At 56.8% G+C, this 18,674-nt stretch carries 17 protein-coding genes; 11 read left to right on the top strand and 6 right to left on the bottom strand.

What is annotated here, in order from left to right; all coding sequences use genetic code 11:
* Positions 1-81: 81 nt before the first annotated feature.
* Positions 82-249, bottom strand: a complete 168-nt coding sequence (locus RSF91_RS13060) for a hypothetical protein (RefSeq protein ID WP_199173707.1) — start codon at positions 247-249, stop codon at positions 82-84.
* A 189-nt stretch (positions 250-438) separates the two neighbouring features.
* Between RSF91_RS13060 and RSF91_RS13055 the strand changes: the two genes are divergently transcribed.
* Positions 439-1,044 (top strand): IMPACT family protein, encoded by a 606-nt coding sequence (locus RSF91_RS13055; RefSeq protein WP_332568830.1) that lies wholly within the window; start codon positions 439-441, stop codon positions 1,042-1,044.
* A 48-nt stretch (positions 1,045-1,092) separates the two neighbouring features.
* Here the strand turns inward: RSF91_RS13055 and RSF91_RS13050 are convergent, their stop codons facing one another.
* Complete coding sequence (locus RSF91_RS13050; RefSeq protein ID WP_332568829.1) at positions 1,093-1,599, bottom strand: DUF6882 domain-containing protein; 507 nt, start codon at positions 1,597-1,599, stop codon at positions 1,093-1,095.
* A gap of 157 nt (positions 1,600-1,756) precedes the next feature.
* On the opposite strand from RSF91_RS13050, the gene RSF91_RS13045 reads away from it, so the two are divergent.
* From RSF91_RS13045 to RSF91_RS13020, 6 genes are all read left to right on the top strand, one after another.
* The gene (locus RSF91_RS13045; protein ID WP_332568828.1) at positions 1,757-3,007 is read left to right on the top strand and encodes a lipase family protein; all 1,251 of its coding nucleotides are present in this window, start codon (positions 1,757-1,759) and stop codon (positions 3,005-3,007) included.
* A 91-nt stretch (positions 3,008-3,098) separates the two neighbouring features.
* Positions 3,099-4,241 (top strand): winged helix-turn-helix domain-containing protein, encoded by a 1,143-nt coding sequence (locus RSF91_RS13040; protein WP_332568827.1) that lies wholly within the window; start codon positions 3,099-3,101, stop codon positions 4,239-4,241.
* A gap of 188 nt (positions 4,242-4,429) precedes the next feature.
* Positions 4,430-5,011 (top strand): peroxidase-related enzyme, encoded by a 582-nt coding sequence (locus RSF91_RS13035; RefSeq protein WP_332568826.1) that lies wholly within the window; start codon positions 4,430-4,432, stop codon positions 5,009-5,011.
* A 117-nt stretch (positions 5,012-5,128) separates the two neighbouring features.
* Positions 5,129-5,692 carry a YceI family protein gene (locus RSF91_RS13030; RefSeq protein WP_332568825.1) on the top strand — a complete coding sequence of 188 codons (564 nt, stop codon included), beginning with the start codon at positions 5,129-5,131 and terminating at the stop codon, positions 5,690-5,692.
* Complete coding sequence (locus RSF91_RS13025) at positions 5,689-6,411, top strand: YceI family protein (protein ID WP_332568824.1); 723 nt, start codon at positions 5,689-5,691, stop codon at positions 6,409-6,411. Before RSF91_RS13030 ends, RSF91_RS13025 begins: the two co-directional genes overlap by 4 nt.
* A complete protein-coding gene (locus RSF91_RS13020) occupies positions 6,408-6,998 on the top strand; it encodes an SRPBCC family protein (RefSeq protein WP_332568823.1) in 591 nt (196 codons plus the stop codon). The genes RSF91_RS13025 and RSF91_RS13020 overlap by 4 nt, the downstream gene beginning before the upstream one ends.
* Before the next feature lie 37 nt (positions 6,999-7,035).
* Here RSF91_RS13020 and RSF91_RS13015 read toward each other — a convergent pair whose 3' ends face one another.
* The 4 genes from RSF91_RS13015 to RSF91_RS13000 all read right to left on the bottom strand — a co-directional run bounded on the left by RSF91_RS13015 (position 7,036) and on the right by RSF91_RS13000 (position 12,303).
* Positions 7,036-8,361 (bottom strand): sigma-54-dependent transcriptional regulator, encoded by a 1,326-nt coding sequence (locus RSF91_RS13015; RefSeq protein WP_332568822.1) that lies wholly within the window; start codon positions 8,359-8,361, stop codon positions 7,036-7,038.
* 12 nt (positions 8,362-8,373) lie between these two features.
* On the bottom strand, positions 8,374-10,245 hold the full coding sequence (locus RSF91_RS13010) for a sensor histidine kinase (protein ID WP_332568821.1): 1,872 nt from the start codon (positions 10,243-10,245) through the stop codon (positions 8,374-8,376).
* Between the two features lie 83 nt (positions 10,246-10,328).
* Positions 10,329-11,612 (bottom strand): dicarboxylate/amino acid:cation symporter, encoded by a 1,284-nt coding sequence (locus RSF91_RS13005; RefSeq protein WP_332568820.1) that lies wholly within the window; start codon positions 11,610-11,612, stop codon positions 10,329-10,331.
* A gap of 331 nt (positions 11,613-11,943) precedes the next feature.
* Positions 11,944-12,303 (bottom strand): acyl-CoA thioesterase, encoded by a 360-nt coding sequence (locus RSF91_RS13000; RefSeq protein WP_332568819.1) that lies wholly within the window; start codon positions 12,301-12,303, stop codon positions 11,944-11,946.
* Between the two features lie 81 nt (positions 12,304-12,384).
* On the opposite strand from RSF91_RS13000, the gene RSF91_RS12995 reads away from it, so the two are divergent.
* Genes RSF91_RS12995 through RSF91_RS12980 form a run of 4 tightly spaced genes read left to right on the top strand, consistent with a single transcriptional unit; the run spans position 12,385 to position 18,587 of the window.
* The gene (locus RSF91_RS12995) at positions 12,385-13,725 is read left to right on the top strand and encodes a site-specific integrase (RefSeq protein ID WP_332568818.1); all 1,341 of its coding nucleotides are present in this window, start codon (positions 12,385-12,387) and stop codon (positions 13,723-13,725) included.
* A complete protein-coding gene (locus RSF91_RS12990; RefSeq protein ID WP_332568817.1) occupies positions 13,722-15,809 on the top strand; it encodes a hypothetical protein in 2,088 nt (695 codons plus the stop codon). Before RSF91_RS12995 ends, RSF91_RS12990 begins: the two co-directional genes overlap by 4 nt.
* Positions 15,793-18,075, top strand: a complete 2,283-nt coding sequence (locus RSF91_RS12985; protein WP_332568816.1) for a hypothetical protein — start codon at positions 15,793-15,795, stop codon at positions 18,073-18,075. Before RSF91_RS12990 ends, RSF91_RS12985 begins: the two co-directional genes overlap by 17 nt.
* Entirely contained in the window at positions 18,072-18,587 is a 516-nt protein-coding gene (locus RSF91_RS12980; protein ID WP_332568815.1) for a hypothetical protein, read from the top strand. The genes RSF91_RS12985 and RSF91_RS12980 overlap by 4 nt, the downstream gene beginning before the upstream one ends.
* Positions 18,588-18,674: the final 87 nt, after the last annotated feature.

Genomic DNA, 18,674 nt, shown 5'->3' with positions numbered 1-18,674 from the left:
CCGCAGATGCAAAAAACCGGCTGTCCTTGCAAGGATCAGCCGGTTTACCGGGGTTGAATCAGTTCAGGTGAGTTCAGTGACTTACCACTCGCCGACATTGCGTATGCGTTGCAGCAGGTCCCACTCATCTTCAGGCGTGCTGGCCTGTAGAGGCTGAGCCTCCATCAGCTCCTGCGCCAGGGGCGGAGGGGTGAAATGCTCATGGCCAAAAGTGTGTTCGCTCAGGGTCTGTGGCTGGGGAATGTTCATGACCGCCTCCTTTGCAAGTAGCTTAATCATGGGCACTGCGCCAGCTTGTAGGAACCGGATTAACACCACTGTCGATCAAACCCCACAAGCCGCGTCGTCGTGTCATTAAAGCGTCATGACTGAAGCAATCAAGCAAACTGCTTCGTATTGGCAAGCGACCCAATCTTTGCGGTTATGCTGCCGCACGCTATGCCCCAGACTCTTCGTGCCCCCGTCTCCAGTGAACTGATCATCAAGAAAAGCCGTTTCATCGGCTGTGTGCAACCGATGACGGACCGGGCCAGCGCGCAGGCGGTGGTCGATGCGCTGTGGCGCCAGCATCCGGGTGCCGCCCATGTCTGCTGGGCCTTGCTGGCAGGCGGGCAGTCTGCTGCGGTGGATGACGGCGAGCCCAGCGGCACCGCAGGCCGCCCCATGCTGGATGTGCTGCGCCATCAGGATCTTGAAGGCGTGCTGGCCACCGTTGTGCGTTACTTTGGCGGTGTCAAACTGGGCGCTGGCGGGCTGGTGCGCGCCTATACCGATGCGGTGGCGCAAGCGCTGCTGCAGGCCGAAAAAGTCACCATTCAGCGCATGCAGATATTGCAGTGCACAGCGCCCTATCCGCTGGAGGGGCTGATTCGCCGCATGGTGGATGCTGCGGAAGGTGCCGAGCTGCTGCAGGTCGATCACGGCAGCCTAGTCACCTTCAAGATGCAGATGCCGCAATCGGCTGCAGAGGCTTTTGTCAGCGCGCTCAACGAAAGCGGTCAGGGGCGTATTGGGTGGATCAAGCCAGACGAGCTTGAGGATTGACGCCAAGCCTGTAACACACCCGGCCCCCACGCCTGCTTCTAGCGGGTCTTAATTCGCCAGTGAAGACTGATCAACCGCCGCCTGCAAATGCAGCAGCGTGAAGTACAGCGTCACATCGCCTTGCTGATCAATAAACGTGCCCACGGCGCGCTGCAGACGGGCGGCGATGCACAGGCATTCCAGAGCCTCGGGGCGACCACCGGGAATACGGGCCGTCGTCAGCAGCGACAAATGGTTTTCACGACCAAAGTCGTGCACCACTTCCAGCGCCTCGCCATGCAGACGGGGAATCGCCTCATTGGCCCAGCTCCAGACAAAGCTGCCCTCTTCCTCGCTGCTGGTGCCCACCAGGCAGATAGTGGCGATCACCTCATGCAACGGGCCTTGTAGCTCCAGCAGGGCGCGGTCCAGATCCCAGCGGTACTTGGGGTTTGCCTGCAGACCAAATTGCTGGGGCCATTCGGCATTGCGGGCCTGCATCATTTCAACGGCCTCGCGGCTCCAGGCGGCCCAGTCAGTGGTCTGTTCTGCTGAAGGTTTTCCTTGTTCGCTCATCGCATATCCCTTGCTGTCAATGGGCTGCATTGTCGGGCAAGTGCGCCAGCCATGAAGCCAGCCTCTGCGTTTCTACCCACTTCATTCGGACGATTCAGCGCCCACCCAGCCCGCAACAGACTGCTCCAGCTCATTAGAACCATACGGAGACTGATTCATGACCCCTGCCCCCAAGCGAGTGACGGAACTGAAGCCACTGCGCCACTCCATTGCCATGGCCGCTATAACCGTTATTAGCGTGCTGACTGTCACCACCGCCCCAGCCGCCTTTGCCCAGCAAGCCAGCCCTCAAAAACCGGGCCACATGCTGGCCATGGAGCCGTTGGCGCAAGCCTTCAGCCTGGCCGGCGCCGCCAACGCCCATGCCATCTGGTACTCATCCACCGATGGGATGGCGGCAGACCCAGCCAAGGCAGGCCAGCTTGTCACGTCCGGCGCGGTATTTTTGCCCAAGGGCACGGCGCCTGCGGGCGGCTGGCCCGTGGTGGCCTGGGCCCACGGCACCGTGGGGATTGGCGACAGCTGCGCCCCATCGCGCAACCCGCGCTCTGAGCGCGATGCGGAGTACCTCAACAGCTGGCTCAAAGAAGGCTACGCCATCGTCGCCACCGACTATCAAGGCCTTGGCACGCCCGGACCCCACGCCTATCTGAACAGCCGCGCCGCAGCCCACTCCACGCTTGACTCCCTGCGTGCAGCGCTGAGCACCAAGGCATTGACGCTGAGCGACAAAATCGTCATCGTCGGCCAGTCTCAAGGCGCGGCAGCCGCCTTTGCCACGGCGGGCTTTGCCTCGGCTTATGCGCCAGAACTGAAGATTCTGGGCACGGTGGCCACCGGCACACCCCATTCCGGCAAGCCCACCAAAGACGGCAAAATTCAATACCGCGCCAGCCGGGCCGAGCAAGAGCGCGTGGACACCTCGATCGCCTACATCCTCTATATCGCCGCCGTCGCAAACCAGTCTGACCCCAGCCTGCCCGCCCAGGCCGTGCTGAGCGACAAGGGCCTTGCCGCCATGAGAGCCGCTGAGACCACCTGCGTGCAGCCCATGTTCGACGTGGTGAGAAAAGAGCAGCTCAGCTGGAGCAATACCTTCAAGGCGGACTTCATGAGCTACTACGCCCAGCCGTTCAACCAGGGCAAGTTCCCCACCCTCAAACTTGCTGCGCCCATCTTTCTGGGCATAGGCGGAGCCGATGTGGATGCACCCACGCAGTTCCAGCAAGATCTGGTCGAGCAAAGCTGCGAGGCAGGCACCATCGTCGAAGCGCACACCTATCCCGGGCTCGATCACTCCCAGACCGTCAACCGCTCCTTTCAGGACTCGCGCCTGTTTGCGCGCAAGCTGATTCAGGGAGAGGCAGTGAGAGGCAATTGCCGCGCGCCCGCAACGGCAGCCCGATAAATACGCAGGCTTTTGGGGCCCGATTTCACGGGATTGCGCAAATAACTGTATTTATATACAGTCATTTACTTTCAGCCATCTAAACCCTGCCGTGCCCCACCCCATTTCGCTCACTTTTTTACAGCAGCTGGCGCTTTCACAGCAAGGGCTGTGGGCTCAATCCGCCTTTGGCAGCGGGGTGGCTGGAGCGCTGAGCGCCATCACGCATCTGGGCTATGTGCAGATTGACACCCTGTCCGTCATCGAACGCGCCCATCACCATGTGCTCTGGAACCGGGTGCCCGGCTATGCCCCTGAGCATCTCAACCAGCTCTGCGCACAGGGGCAGATTTTTGAATACTGGTTCCACGCAGCCGCCTACCTGCCCATGCGCGACTATCGCTTTGCCTTGCCGCGCATGCAGTCCTTCAGGCGTGGTGAAAGCCCGTATTTCAAAAGCGTTGAACCGAGCCTGATGACTGAGATTCTGGCCCGCGTGCGCGGCGAAGGCGAGCTGCGTAGCCGCGACCTCAAAGACCGCAGCCAAGGTGCATGGTGGAACCAAGGCCCAGGCCGCCGCGCGCTGGACAAGCTCTTCATGCAAGGCAATGTCATGATCCGCGAGCGCAAAGGCATGGAAAAAGTCTATGTGCTGCCCGAGCAATTGCTGCCAGCCGGTACAGACTTGAGCGAGCCCAGCGCGCAAGAAATGGCAGCCCATCTGCTGGAACAAGCCCTGCGCGCGCATGGCGTGGTGACCTGGGCGCAACTCGTGCACCTGCGCACAGGCAAAGCGCTGCGCGCCGCCATGCGTGAATTGCTGGATGCTCAGATTGCAGCAGGCCAGCTGATAAGCCTCGCTGATTCCGCGCAGTATGACACCTATCTTCGACCCTCTGCACTGGCACCCAGCAGCCACCGCAAACCGGCCGACAAGGTGCAACTGCTCTCCCCTTTCGACAACGCCGTCATTCACCGTGATCGCTTGCAGCAGCTGTTTGGCTTCAACTACCGGCTGGAAAGCTACACACCCGCAGCAAAGCGCATCTACGGCTATTTCTGCCTGCCCATTCTGTGGCGCGGGCGCTTTGTGGGCCGAGTGGACTGCAAGGCCAACCGCACCGCCGGTCGGCTGGTGGTGCTGAGCCTGCACCTGGAAAGCGGCATCAAGGCAGATACTCAGTTTTCAGAGCAGCTGACGCAGGCACTGCAGCAGCTGGCGCAGTTTTGCGGCTGCAATCAGGTTCAGCAATAAGCGCCGCCAAACCTTCGCCTCTCAACCCAGTGCCGCAGAAATACTCTTAATTTAATAGCTGCTTACGCTTTATATACAAGGGCTAGCAGCCAAAAACAATCAGATAGCAGCATCTGCAACACAAACGACAGCTTTGGAGTACTCACTCATGCCATGCTTGGCGCATCACAGCCAAGGAGAGAGACACCATGAAGCAGCGCTACCCCTTTCCCGACCTGAACAGCCTGCCCCAGGACATTCAGCAGCGCATTACCGAGGTGCAGCAAAAGTCCGGTTTTGTGCCCAACGTGTTTCTGGCCTTCGCCCGCCGCCCCGCCGAATGGCGCGCCTTCTTTGCCTATCACGATGCCTTGATGCTCAAGGAAGAAGGCAGCCTGACCAAGGGCGAGCGCGAGATGATCGTCACCACCACCAGCGCCGCCAACCAATGCCTGTACTGCGTGGTGGCCCATGGCGCCATCTTGCGCATCTACGAGAAAAAGCCGCTGATTGCCGACCAGGTCGCCGTCAATTACCGCAAAGCCGACATCAGCCCCCGCGAGCGTGCCATGCTGGACTTTGCGATGAAGGTCTGCCAGCGCAGCCACGAGATTGACGACGCCGACTACGAAGCGCTCTACCCCCACGGCTTTGACGATGAGGACATCTGGGACATTGCCGCCATCACGGCCTTCTTCGGCCTCTCCAACCGCATGGCCAGCTTTGCAGGCATGCAGCCCAATCCAGAGTTCTATCTGATGGGCCGTGTACCGCGCGAGAAAAAAGCCTGAGAAAACAAGCACTCCTGCATGGCAAGTCACTGATGCAGCTTGCATCGACTTGCGGCATCATCTCCTCCAGTGCAGCGTGTTATTCAGACTCAGGCTGTCCTTTGGAGGTACAACGAGATGCGAAAACCTGCTTTCTGCCTCGCTGGACTATGGGCCGCGTTCTGCCTGACAAGCGCTAGCGCCGCCGAATGGCAGATGGACCCCAGCGCAAGCAACCGTCTGGAATTCACGGCCACCTTCGAAAAAGCACCGCTCACCGGGATCTTCAAAGACTTTGAGGTGCGCTTTGGCTTTGACCCCTTGAAGCCTGCCGGCAACCACCTGGACGTCATCATTCGCACGAGCAGCGCGGATATGGCCAACCCGGACATCAACCAGGCCATTGCAGGCATGGAATGGCTCGACTTCATGCGCTACCGTCAGGCGGAATTCCGCGCCAGCGACATACGGCGCGGGCCTGGCGAGGCCAGTTATCTGGCGCGCGGCACACTCTCGCTCAAAGGCGTGCAGCAGCCACTGGAGTTCGCTTTTACCTGGAACCCCACTGACGGCAAGATGGTGGGCGAGCTCGTTACCCAACGCTCGATCTTTGGCATAGGCACAGGCGAGTGGAAAGGCACCGATATCGTGGGTGACGCGGTGAAAGTGAAATTTCGCATCCGGCTGAGACCTCTGCCATGAAATACCGCCGACATCTGATTGCGGCCCTGGTGGCGCTGATCGCTGCCTGCTCCCAGCCCGCGCATGAGCCAGCATCGCTATCGGCGAGTGACTCATCACCGACGGACTTCCCCGCCGCTGCCTATGCAGAGGCTGCCGCCCGGGGCCAGCGCGTGCTGCTGATTGACCCCACGCATTCGCTGCTTGCCATCACAGTGCGTCGCGGCGGCACTCTGGCCAGACTGGGGCACGACCATGTGGTTGCCAGCCATGCGCTGCAAGGCTATGTGCAGCCGGAACAGGGCCGAGCCGACCTCTACATCGCACTGGACCAGCTAGCCGTTGACGAGCCGACTCTGCGCGCTCAGGCTGGCTTCGACACCCAGCCCAGCGCCGCCGATATCGCCGCCACCCGCGCCAATATGCTGGACAAGGTACTGCAGACCTCACAGCATCCATTTGCACGCATCCATGTCAGAACGCCCCCCAGCGCGAGTGGAGAGGTGATGCTTGCGCTGGATCTCACCCTTCGCGGTGTCACGCGCAGCTTTAGCGTACCGGCACGAATCAAAGACGAGCGCGACGAATTGCATATCGCTGGCGAGCTGAGCTTCGATCAATCGAGTTTTGGCATCACGCCCTTCTCCATTCTGGGCGGGGCGATTCAGGTGAAAGACAGCCTCGAATTGCGCTTCGAGGTACGAGCCAGCGAACGCCCGACACGGAAATCCGCATCATGATGCTCAGCACCCTGATCGCTCGCTGGACACTTCTCGGGCTGATGTGCAGCGGCCTGAGCGCCGTGGCGCAAGTGCTGAGCATCGAAACCTCCGAGCAGCATGAAGCCTTCACGGTGAACGCCACGGCCATCATGCCAGTCCGCCTAGCCACGGCCTGGAGCGTGATTTCCGACTACGACCACCTGGCCGACTTCGTACCCGGCATGCACAGCTCGCGGGTTCTGGAGCGCAGCGGCAACCAGGTACTGCTGGAGCAGACGGGAAGCCTAGGATTTCTTTTCTTTCAGCAGCCCATAGCGGTCAAGCTGGCCGTGACCGAATCGCCGCCTGAACGCATCGTCGCCCATGCGGTGGGCGGCAACCTCAAGCAAATGGATGGCCGCTACACCCTGGAAGCAATGCCCGACGGCAAAGTCCGGCTGTCGTACAGCGCCAGTCTGCGGCCCGATTTCGCCGTTCCCCCGGTCATCGGCAGGCTGGCGGTGCGTCAGGTGCTGGCGCGACAGTTCAAGGCGCTGGTTCAGGAAATCCAGCGACGCGATGCCATGCATCTCCCGCTGGTCACCGAAGAAGTTCAAAAACAATAGCTGCAACCCATTGACGGTATTGCGCCCGAGGCAGATTTCACTTCAAGTTGTACTTGCGTATCTTGTCGTGCAGCGTGGTCTTTGGCGTGTTCAGCGCTGCCGCTGTACGACTCAGGTTTCCATCATGGGCGCGCAGGGCTTCGGCGATCAGGGCGCGCTCTATGGATTCAACGGTAGCAGATAGTGAACCCTGCGAGTCAGGGGCAGCTACCGCTTCGCCCAATCCCATCTCTATGCCCAGCGTCATGCGCTCGGCCATGTTGCGCAGCTCGCGCACGTTACCGGGCCAGTCGTGGGCCATCAACGTCTGCAGGCGCTGGGGAGTCAGCTCGGCCACGGGCCTTTGGTGGCGTGCGGCGGCTTGCAGGGCAAAGTATTCAAACAGGCGGGGAATGTCTTCGCGGCGCTCGCGCAGCGTGGGTAGCGTGACGGTGACGACGTTGAGGCGGTAGTACAGATCGGCGCGAAACAGCCCTTGGCGACTGAGTTCGAGCAAATCAACCTTGGTCGCGGCGATAACGCGGCAATCCACCGCAATGCTGGCGTTGGAGCCCAGCCGCTCCAGTACGCGCTCTTGCAGCACGCGCAGCAGCTTGATCTGCATGGCCATGGGCATGCTCTCGATCTCGTCGAGAAACAGCGTGCCGCCGCTGGCATATTCGATCTTGCCAATGCGTTTTTTGCCTGCGCCGGTAAAGGCACCGGCTTCGCTGCCGAACATTTCGCTGTCGAACAGGGTCTCGGGCAGGCCACCGCAGTTGATGGCAACAAAGTTGCCGCTCTTGCGCCGACTGGCTTCATGCAGGCTGCGCGCCACGCGTTCTTTGCCTGTGCCGGTTTCACCCCAGACCAGCACATCGGCCTCGCTGGCCGCCAGGCTCTGCACCGTGCGCCGCAACTGCTGCATGGGCAGGGACTGGCCCAGCAACTGGTGCTGCACGACCTCTCGGTTTTGCAGTTGCTGGCGCAGGCTGCGCACTTCCAGCACCAGGCGGCGGCGCTCCAGTGCCCGGCTCACGGTCTTGACGAGGCGCTCGGGTGCAAAGGGCTTTTCCAGAAAATCGGCGGCTCCGTCTTTCATGGCCTGCACGGCCATGGAAATATCGCCATGGCCGGTGATGAGGATCACCGGCAGTTCGTCATCCATGGCACGGATGACGCCAAGCAATTCCAGCCCGCTCATCTGCGGCAGGCGGATGTCGCTGACCACCACGCCCGCGAAGCCCGCCGACAAACGCTGCTGCGCCAGCTCGGCCGTACCGACGCAGCTGCACTCCATGCCCTCCAGCCGCAAGGTCTGCTCGCAGGCCATGGCGACATCAGCATCGTCTTCAACGATCAGGACTTGGAGGGTGTGGTTCATGGGCAGAGGCAATCAAGAAAGCGGCAGAGTATCCACTAACGGCAGGCTCAGCGTGAAGATGGCCCCGCCTTCGGGATGGTTGCCGCCCGTCAGGCTGCCGCCACTGGCCCGGGCAATATCGGCTGACAGCGACAGGCCCAGCCCCAGTCCCTGACTTTCAGGCTTGGTGGTGAAAAACGGCTCAAACAAGTGGGGTAGCACCTGCTCGCTCAGGCCTGGGCCATGGTCCCGCACCGTAATCTGCGCCCGGTCGCCCGCCTGCAAGCAGGCAATGTCGATCTGGGGCTGGCTGCTGCCCTGCATGGCATCCAGCGCATTGCTGATCAGGTTGACCAGTATTTGCTGCACGCGATTGGGGTCACAGCTGGCACGCAAACCCGGCACCGAAGGCTGGCGGAGCACAGCAGCACCGACGCGAGCAATGCGCGGCTCAAGCAGGTCCAAAGCGCCGTCAATCACCTTCTCCAGATCGACAGACTGGGGCTGACCCACGGATTTGCGCGCAAAGTTGCGCAGCTGGCCGGTCATCAAGCCCATGCGGTCGGCCAGATCGGCCATGCGCTGCAGATTGCTTTGCACCATCTCCGGCTGGCCGCGCTCCAGAAAGCGCTGGCTGTTGCCGGCCAGCGCCCGCAAAGCGGCCAGCGGCTGGTTCAGCTCATGCGCCACTTCGGTCGAAAGCTGCCCAATCACGGCCAGCTTGCCCGCCTGCACCAGCTCATCTTGCGCGGCGCGCAGCGTGGCTTCGGCCTGAATGCGCTCTGCCACCTCTTGCTGCAGCGACTGGTTGGCGGTTTGCAGATCGGCGGTGCGTTGCTGCACCTTGTGCTCCAACGCCTCGTTGGCCTGCTTCAGTGCTTGTTGCGCCGCCAGTTGCTCACGCACATGCTTGCGGCGCTGGTAGAGCAAGGCCGCCAGCAGCAAAGCCAAGGCAATGAGCACCCCCGCAACCCAGGCGCGGCTGGTCGCAAGCTGCAGTGCAGCAGTCAATGGCGACAGCACGGTGATCTGCCAGGGCGTGCCCGCCAGCGGGCGCGATTGGAGCAGAAAGCGCCCTGTGCGCTGATCTGCAGCTGCACCCTTGGCAGCCCCAATGCGCACTTGCTTGAAGTTGTCGTCGCTACTTAAAGGCTTCAAGGTTTGCCAGCCCAGCGGGTTCAGGCTCAGGCGGTTATATTTTTGCGAGGCTTCCAGCGCGCTGCGCCGCTCTTCATCAAGCGGCTGCAAGGTGGCAAAGCGCCAGGCCGGCACATTGCTGAGGATGACCACGCTGTTTTCATCGCTGACCAACACCGGAGACTCCACACTGGCCCAGGACTCTTCAAGCTGCGCCAGCCCGACCTTAACCACGACCACACCCTGCAGGGGGCCCTGCCCAAGAGTTGTGGTGAGGTAGTAGCCCGGCTCACCACGCGTGGTGCCAATGCCGAAGTAGCGGCCACGCCCCTCGCGCAGTGCCTGCTGTACATAGGGCCTGAAGCTTAGATCTTCACCCACATAGCTGTCGGCACGCTGCCAGTTGCTGGCAGCCAGCACATGGCCATCGTGACCAATCAGATAGACGGTCAGCGTGCCTGCGCGGCGGTTGAGTTCTTGCAGATAGAGATTGGCGCGGGATTGCAGCAGCGCATCGCCTGGCGACTGCAGCAGGGCCTTGACCTCGGGCTGCAGCGCCGCCACATCGGGCAAAAAGGCAAATTTATCGATTTCTCGCTGCAGGCTGGCCACATACCGGTCAAGCCGGTTGTTGCCTGCGGTGGCCACGGTCTCCAGCCCCGCTCGCACAAAGGCCTGATAACCCAGCCAGCCGCCCAGACTGCTTGCCGCCAGCCAGAGCAGGAGCAGCAGGCTGGCGCGCAGGCGGGGTGGCAAAAAAGCTAGCATGGTGCGAGCCATGGTAGCAGCGCCCTGCGCTATCTGGCACCGGCGGCATCGATCCCAGCACCAGCGCACAGGGCGAATCAGGCTCAGGCGTGGCTGGCTTGCGCCAGAGGCTGCGCAGCCCCATCCGACGCAGACTCATCGCCCTCATCACCTTCCCACTTGGCGACTACTGCCGTGGCAATGGCGTTACCCAGCACATTGGTCAGCGTGCGGCCCATATCCAGGAAGTGGTCGATACCCAGAATCAGCAAAATGCCGGCTTCCGGTAAACCGAACATGGGCAGAACAGCCGCCACCACCACCAGCGATGCGCGCGGCACACCGGCAATCCCCTTGCTGGAGATCATCAGCACCGCGAGCATGGTGAACTGCGCAGCCAGCGACATCTCAATGCCATAGGCCTGAGAGATAAAGATGGCCAGGAAGGTGGTGTAGATCATCGAGCCATCAAGATTGAACGAGTAGCCCAGAGGCAGCACAAAGCCAGTAATGCGGGGCTTGATGCCAAACTTTTCCAGTTGCTCCATGAGCTTGGGCAGGGTCGACTCACTGCTGGCAGTGAAAAAGCCCACCAGCACCGGGCCGCGAATCAGCGACAGCAGGCGGAACACGTCCTTGCCCAGCACCAGATAACCGGCGCCAATCAGCAGCAGCCACAGCGCGGCAAGCGCAATGTAGAAACCCAGCAGGAACTTGCCGAACACCATCAGCATGCCCAGACCATGGGTGGCGATAGTGCCCGCCACCGAGCCAAACACGCCCAGCGGTGCAAAGCGCATCACGTACTCAGTCACGCGCAGCATGACGTGCGAGGTTTCTTCCATCAGGTCCACCAGCATGTGCTTTTTCTGGTGATTCAAGTAGCCCAGAGCAATGCCGAAGAACAGCGCAAACACGAGGATTTGCAGCACTTCATTGGCCGCCATGGCCTCAAAAATGTTCTTGGGGAAGACGTGGGTGATGAAATCCTTGAAGTTCAAGGCCGAAGTCTTGAGCCCCAGCCCTTCAGCGCTGGTCGGCAACTCCACATGCAGGCCATAGCCGGGCTTGAGCACATTGGCAAAAAACAGGCCCAGAAACAGCGAGCACACGGATGCGCCGATAAACCAGCCTAAAGCACGACCGCCCACGCGGCCCACGGACTGGGCATCGCCCATATTGGCAAGGCCAGCCACCAGCGTGGCGAACACCAGAGGCGCAATGATCATCTTGATCATGCGCAAAAATACATCGGTGAGTATGCCGAGATAGCCGGCGATCTCTTTGGCTGCCTCGGGGCTCGCGGCGTTGGCGTGGACCAGATAGCCCACCACAACGCCCAGGACCATAGCCAGCAAAACCATGATGGTCAGGCGATTGGATTTCATTCTTGGATTCTTGGTATGTGTTGTCTTCACTGCTGGCAAAAGCCCGGCCCTGAAAGCGGCTGACGCGCCCCGTTCAAGTCCGAAGTTCTGCTAGCGACAACAAGAGCTGGTCACACGCCAGGCTGAATCCTTATCAGCCCCGTACAAGCGCCCACACTCCTGTCATCTCACAACCGCGCACGCGCGGCCTGGCTGTCTTAAAGCACATACCGTGCCAACAAAATATCACCTTCTAAAGCTTTGATTTAATTATCATCAACATACTTTTTTGCATAACCTTGACCGAATTACCGAACGCGCCAATCGCATTCATACGGATTTCCGAACAGCTTTAGCCACTGACCTTGCTGCGAATCCAGTCCGGCAAGTCCGTCGCTTTCTGCTTTGAAAAGTCCACCCAGATCACAGTGCTGCCGCCTGCTGCGCAGATCACTCCGGGCTGGTCCACCCGCTCCATCGTGGCCCAGGTTTCAAACGTGGTGCGAGCAGGATCACTAACGAACATTTTGAGAAGCACCTCGTCCGGATAGGCGAGTTGCTGATAAAAATTGCAGAACGCGTTGACGACTACCGGGCCTTGGCCCTGTCTCTCCCCGCTCAGCCCTGGCTTGAGGCCAAGGCCGCTCATCCAGTCAATACGCGCTGTCTCAAGGTAGCGAAAGTACTGGGCATTGTTTACGTTTATAGCCACGTCAATAAGTGTATGTTTGAGTTGCCGGCAAGCAATCCATGGTCACACTAGATGCTTTAAACCTTTGTAGCAGGTGATTCGATGCACTACACGGTCTACTTCTCCGACCCGGAAATCACTGCGTCCAAAGGCTTCGGAAAAGTTGCTCACCTACCGTGCATCTTCGATTCTCAGCCTAGTTATCACCGCCTAGGCAGCGAATACTTGATTGACCGTGGTCTCGGGGTCTGGCACCCAAAGCTACCCCAAACTCTGCAGCCTGCGGCTCCCCCCACCGACCGCACCATCTTGAACTATGCAAACTGGCTTGCAAACTTTCTCGAATGGGCAGAAAAGCGTCACATTGACATCATCACCTGCACTTTTCATGAGCATGTTTACCAGAGATATCAAACAGAGCTAATTAGAGGCTATTGGTCGCGCGACGGAAAGCCGCTTGCCCCCGCCACAGTTAACTCTTACGTTGGTGCCGCTTGCGACTTCCTCACGTGGATGGCCTATAAAGGCCACCGAGCCCGCTTTGACATTCCGAGCAAAACAATTGTTGTCAACGTTGCAAGTCCCGTGAGCTCTCGAGGCCACAAACGACTAACCGTCGAAGTGCGTGAAGGGACAGTGCGTAAAAACCAGACAACAATGCGGATGCCCTCCGATGACGAGCTTCAGGCGTGGCTGGCGGCGGTGTACGCGCAACACGGTTGCGTTCGTGGATTAATGTGCGAGACCGTACTCATGACTGCGATGCGGCGCAGCGAAATTGAAGCCTTTAGGGTCGACTCGATTCCGCTCGACCCGCGGAGGTGGCACATCAGTAATCCGACTGCTAGCGATGCTGAAAAGCTCGTCCGCATCCAGATCCAATTTGGGACGAAGGGGCCATCATATGGCAAGGACCATGGCGACAAAATTGGTCCAAAGAGAAGCATTCTGGTGCCACTGTATCTCGTTAAGCGACTTCATCAGTATCGAGAAGACGCTCGGCTACATCAGTTGAACGTATGGGTAAAAGCAGTTCGCGGAGCAACGCAGCAGCATGCGCGACTAGCTGGAGCGATTCACTTGTTTCGCGATGAAGCTTCCGGTATACGGCTAAATGGGAAACACCTTTATAACGCCTGGACCGGAGTTCCTCTCCCGTTCAAGGGATGGAGCCCCCATCAAGGCAGGCACTGGTGGGCATGCTCCGTCCTTTGGCGAGAACTGAAACAATTCGATTCCGTAAAGAAATCCGAGCAAGACCAGATTACTCCGGTCATTTCGCACTTCGCAAAAGACGTCATACGACTTCAGATACAACCACAACTCGGGCATGCGAGCGATGACACAAGCTTCATCTACCTACACTGGGCAATGGACATGCTGGGCTTTGCATTGCCCGAGCAGTATCGTGACTACTTAGACAAAGAGAGCTCCTCATCGTGAGCTTACGGAAGAAAAACAAGGATCACATACGGGAGTCGGCGTTTGGGCCGCAAGCCGTGGCTGCAGAAGTCACTGATTACACATCAACACCTCTGCAATTTTGGACGAAGCATGAACACAAACCAGTCTTCATTGACTTATCTGTGTTCGAGACTGGTGAAATATCTAGAAAAGTGCGCGGAGGCCAGTGGGGCGGGCCTTTCTCCGGACGCCCAGAGCTGATACATCAACTAGCACCAGCTATCAAGGAGCATCTGCAATTCTCACCGAAGAGTAGTGCCACATCATTTGTTAAGCATCTACGCCAGTGGTGGCGTTTGTTCGACGAAATCGAGTCTCGCACGAAAGAGGTGGGGTTACCTCTAATTCGGATTAGCAGTGTTAAAGACTTCACCGAACTGCATCGGCAAGCCGCAATGGATGCTGGCATTTCGCCGCAAAGTTTTCACGCACTTCGCAGAGTAACTAACATCACTCGACGGGCCTTGGGGCTGCGGGAGTTGCATTGGGTTGGCCCAGAGCAAGCAAAACCCAAGCGCCTCCTCCCACCTCCAGAGAAAATTCAGCGCATCTGGAATGCCTTGAAAAGGAAGTGGCTAACAAGTCTTGACCGATGGAGAAGAGCCGAACAACTTCTACAAGGCCAGTTACCAGCGGGCGAAATCGAGGAGAGGCTGCGCCGCAACTATGTCCGCTTTAAGGCCGTAGAGAACCGCATGAAGTCATCGGGAAAACTATTCCCGAAAATTACGAATCTGCGGCAAGGCCTCGATAAGAATCAATGTGCTGAATACTCGACCACAATCATGTACGAAGGGTTTTATCCTAATGCCAATGAGGCACGCATCGCCTTCCACCTGAGTCTTGCAGGCTGCGGCTGGAATGCCCAACCGCTTCTCGACTTGAAAGTCGATGTCTCAAATGAAGCCCCTACTCGAACACCATTCTTACAGCCTCATCCATCAGACCCAACTCGCTACGTGATGCGCGGTTATAAAACGCGCGGAAAAAGCGAACCGCTGGACTCAGGACATTGGAAGACTGACCGCTCACCAGGCGTTATCGTGCTTGAAATGGTGACTAGAACTTGGCCTCTGCGCCTTCAACTCATGCAAGAACTGAAGAGTGCAATCGAAGAACACCGTGTTGCTCTAGAGGGCTTTGCGTTGTTAAAAACAACGAATACCTTGCAAAAGCGAATTAATAAGCTAAAGCGAATTATTCACTCACCCTGGCTTTACTGCACCTCTTTGGGTCGCATCGAATGTCTAGACACGGATATGTACGCCGCACTACCGACAGCAGATAGACGCACAACGTTCTTGGAGCAAATTGTTGACGAAATTAATACATCGATGAACTTGCATGGCAAGGAAAGAGTGCCTTATATCGTAGCCAGCGACTTTCGCGATGAATTTTCTACGTTTACCTGGCGAAATAATGGCGGTTCGATTTTTCACGTAATGAAGGCGCTTAATCACAAATCTTTTCATAGCACGACTACGTATTTAGATAACTCAGCAATAAATGACGATTCTACCAATAAATTTCTCACATTTAGCAATGTATTGATTCAGCAAATTCGTGAAAGCGGCCGACTCGACACCACCATTATCGCCAAACTCACACAGGATGGCCCCGTCACCGCAGACGAATACAATCGACTAACTGATTATCGACGGATAAGATTGAGTCGGATTGGAATTGGGTGCAAAGACCCATTCAATCCCCCCTTAAGAGTTGACCCAAACTTTCAATCAGATGGCATTGCCATGTGTAACACTCACCGTTGCACACTCTGTGTCGAAAACGGGGTAATCATGCCGGAGAGCCTTGAAGGCCTCGCGATGCGAATGGCTGAATTGCAGTGGCTCAAAAAAAACATGGCGATTGATGCATTTATCGCAAGGGAGTACCAGCAGGAATACGACAACACCGAGCTAGCCTTAATGAGCGCTTTTGACACCAACATCGTTGTAAAAGCAATCGCAGCATGGGAAGTAAAAATTACTGCGGGAATCCATAGACCGGTGGAGTTCCAAGCACAGCTGTGGATGAAAAAATATAATGAAGAAGAATATTAAATCATCAAGCGTGGCACGTGATTCCTCCCATGCCACACAAAAGGAAACAGTTAATATCACTGCAGCTCAACGAAAACTCGAGGTAGAAACCTCTGCAAGCAATATTCGGAGTATTTTCGAACTTGAAGCAGTGCAAAGTCTAACAGCGAAGCAGGTGATAGCGGCACAAAATGTGCTGAGAAATGGAGCTATCTTCGGTATATGGGAAACACCGCGAGAATGGGCGCCAATAATTGCTAAAAACTTGTACCGCGTGAATTTACGCAAGCGAATAGCATTCTTCCTTCCAACCAGCGTTCAAGAGCACCTCACAACTACATCTCCGCTGAAGACTCGGCTAAATCAGCTGCTCGACCGCGCAGTACTGCGTCTTACGCAATACTGCATACTGTGTCGAATTGGTCCGGCTGGATTGAAGCGATCAAGCAATGAACCGCTGGACCCAACCACGATTGCAACTATCGCGTACAACTATCTACCGCGAATGGCTGCCGCTGCCATTGCAAGGCTCCTTCAAGACCAAAGGAATCACCTTGAAGGAAATATTTTCTCAGCATTCAAGGTGCAAGACCTTATTGCATTTGGACACTCGGTGCTCAATGGAGTTGAGAAAGAGGCAAAGCGAATGCAGACACTTTCTGATAAAGGATATTGGAATGATACACCTCCCTACACTTCCATCACCAAGACCACACCTGTAGCTGGAAAACCAATACCTCGTCGACTGACGCCCGAAATTAACCCATACAGACACCTGCCAGATGACTACGTAAGCGAATTGGCAAGCAAGGCATTTTGGATTATTGAAAACCTTGGACCAAATATTATATCGATACTTGAAAAATTTCATCCATTGTGGACACATGGGAAAACAAATTCAGCTTCAAATCCAACTATCTCACGCTGGTGTAGTGAAATATGTGCCAACGTACATTGGAAAGATATTGATGGAAATGAAATCAATGAGTTACCATTCCCGATACGGTTGAGCGACAGAGGCCTGGGAGGTTTTCACTACAATGGAAATACTATCGAAAGTTCAATTCAATGGCCACCAAAGGGAGCTTCACATATCTTTGGACTTGCAAATGCACTTCAAACCGCTCACCAAATAGTTGTACTTATCACTATAGCTCCTCGGGCTAGTGAAATTCTTACGTTAATGCGCGATTGCGTCACCTATGCGAAGGACGGTAGAGCGTACGCGAATGGACGCACTTATAAGTTGACAAAGCAGCTTGTGGGAGTGACCCGTGACTGGGTCATACCTGATTTTACGGCCCAAGCTATCGAACAGCAAATACGACTAATTTCTATTGCGGAGCCTTTAACGTCAATCAACGGAACCAAGACCGGGAAACTTTCTAAACCTGGAACTCACTTGTGGGGAATGATAGGCGCAAGTTGTCACAACAGGACCATGCCCATGGGAGCAAAGGAATTCAACAAAGCGCTCCGAGAATTCGCTGCAATGCTAGGCATGGACAGAAATCCTGGTGGCCAATCTCTCAGTTCGCATCGATTCCGCAAGACAATAGCCCGGCTTGCTGCACTGGCTATCGTCGAGGCACCAAAAATCCTCATGGATGTCTTTGGACACAAATCGATTGAGATGGTGCTTTACTACATTCTTGAAAACAAAGACCTACGAGGAGAGATTGAAACGATTGCTCGAGAACTCCGTGTCATGCGCGCGACCACAGTCATAGAAGAAATGGTGGCAGCTGAGGAGGCACTCGAATCTGTTCGAATGGGTAATGGAAGCGGCGGCGTCAATTCGAATGGCATTGACCTGGGGGGTTACGGAGGCTTGGCTGCAATCCGTATTCATGACGCAATACAAATTCGCCGCACAGAGCTCCACAAGACAGGCTCGACATGGGGAGTGAAGGACATGCACGAACTCGCAGAGCTATTGACAATGCGTGGAACTACTTGGCAACTTGTTAGGCCTGGTGTGGTCTGTACCAAGGCAGCAGGCGACGTAGGACCGTGCAATAAACGCAAAGGAAACCCCGAGCCATCGCGTTGCCAAGTTAGCTGCGCTTCTCGACTAGAAGAAGCCTGGCACCAGGAGGACGTCGATGCAAGCATCGCCGAAGCAGTCAATCAATACATCGAATCTGGAAAGCAGGGGTCTGACCTTATTCAGAGCTTTTGGAGAAATCAAATTCTCGGCAATCTCCCAAGATTTCCCCAGCTTCACACAAAGTGGCTCGCGAATGATGTAGTCCAACGCATTGTTCAGAGTGAGCAGCAAGCGTGACTCAAACCGAACAAACCAAGAACCTCATTCGCTCAGCTGCTCAGGAGCATGGGCGCCGGAGGACAGACGAGGTTACCAGTAAGGTACGCGTCGCGATGGCTGCAATCGATGAGGTGCTCGTCGAAAACGGTGGCGCTTACCCGCACAACAAGGGGCGCTTGACGTTGAACGAACTTGCCCGACGTGCAGAAATACACAACACGACACTTCATGCCGATAGGTACAAGGATTTACTCAATGAAGTTCGGTCGTGGCTTCATAGGCCTAAAAACGAGGCCAGCTTTGAGCCCCAAACTGGTCGACGTACAACTCGAGAACTACTGGATGAATACCGGACCCAATTTGCGGTCCTGCTGCAGAAACACCGTGATATGAACCTTGAATTGCAGCAAGCGCAAGCTGAATTAGGCGAAGCAATGGAGCGTATCCAGAAACTCGTTTCAGATAACGAACATCTGGAATCGCTCCTGAGTAGCAAGGTCACCAGACTGCCTTCAAAGAAGGACCGGTGATGCCATATTCTAAATTTCGTGCATATTTTTTGTTTCTGAGATTTCAGCGATTGGCCGGGAGTCGGCGTCGTTGCATAAATCAGTCTG

It is taken from the genome of Comamonas sp., from assembly GCF_036643215.1.
Classification (GTDB): domain Bacteria; phylum Pseudomonadota; class Gammaproteobacteria; order Burkholderiales; family Burkholderiaceae_C; genus Comamonas.
The sequence above is the reverse complement of the archived record's forward strand: the minus strand, read 5'-3'. Positions and strand labels throughout refer to the sequence as shown.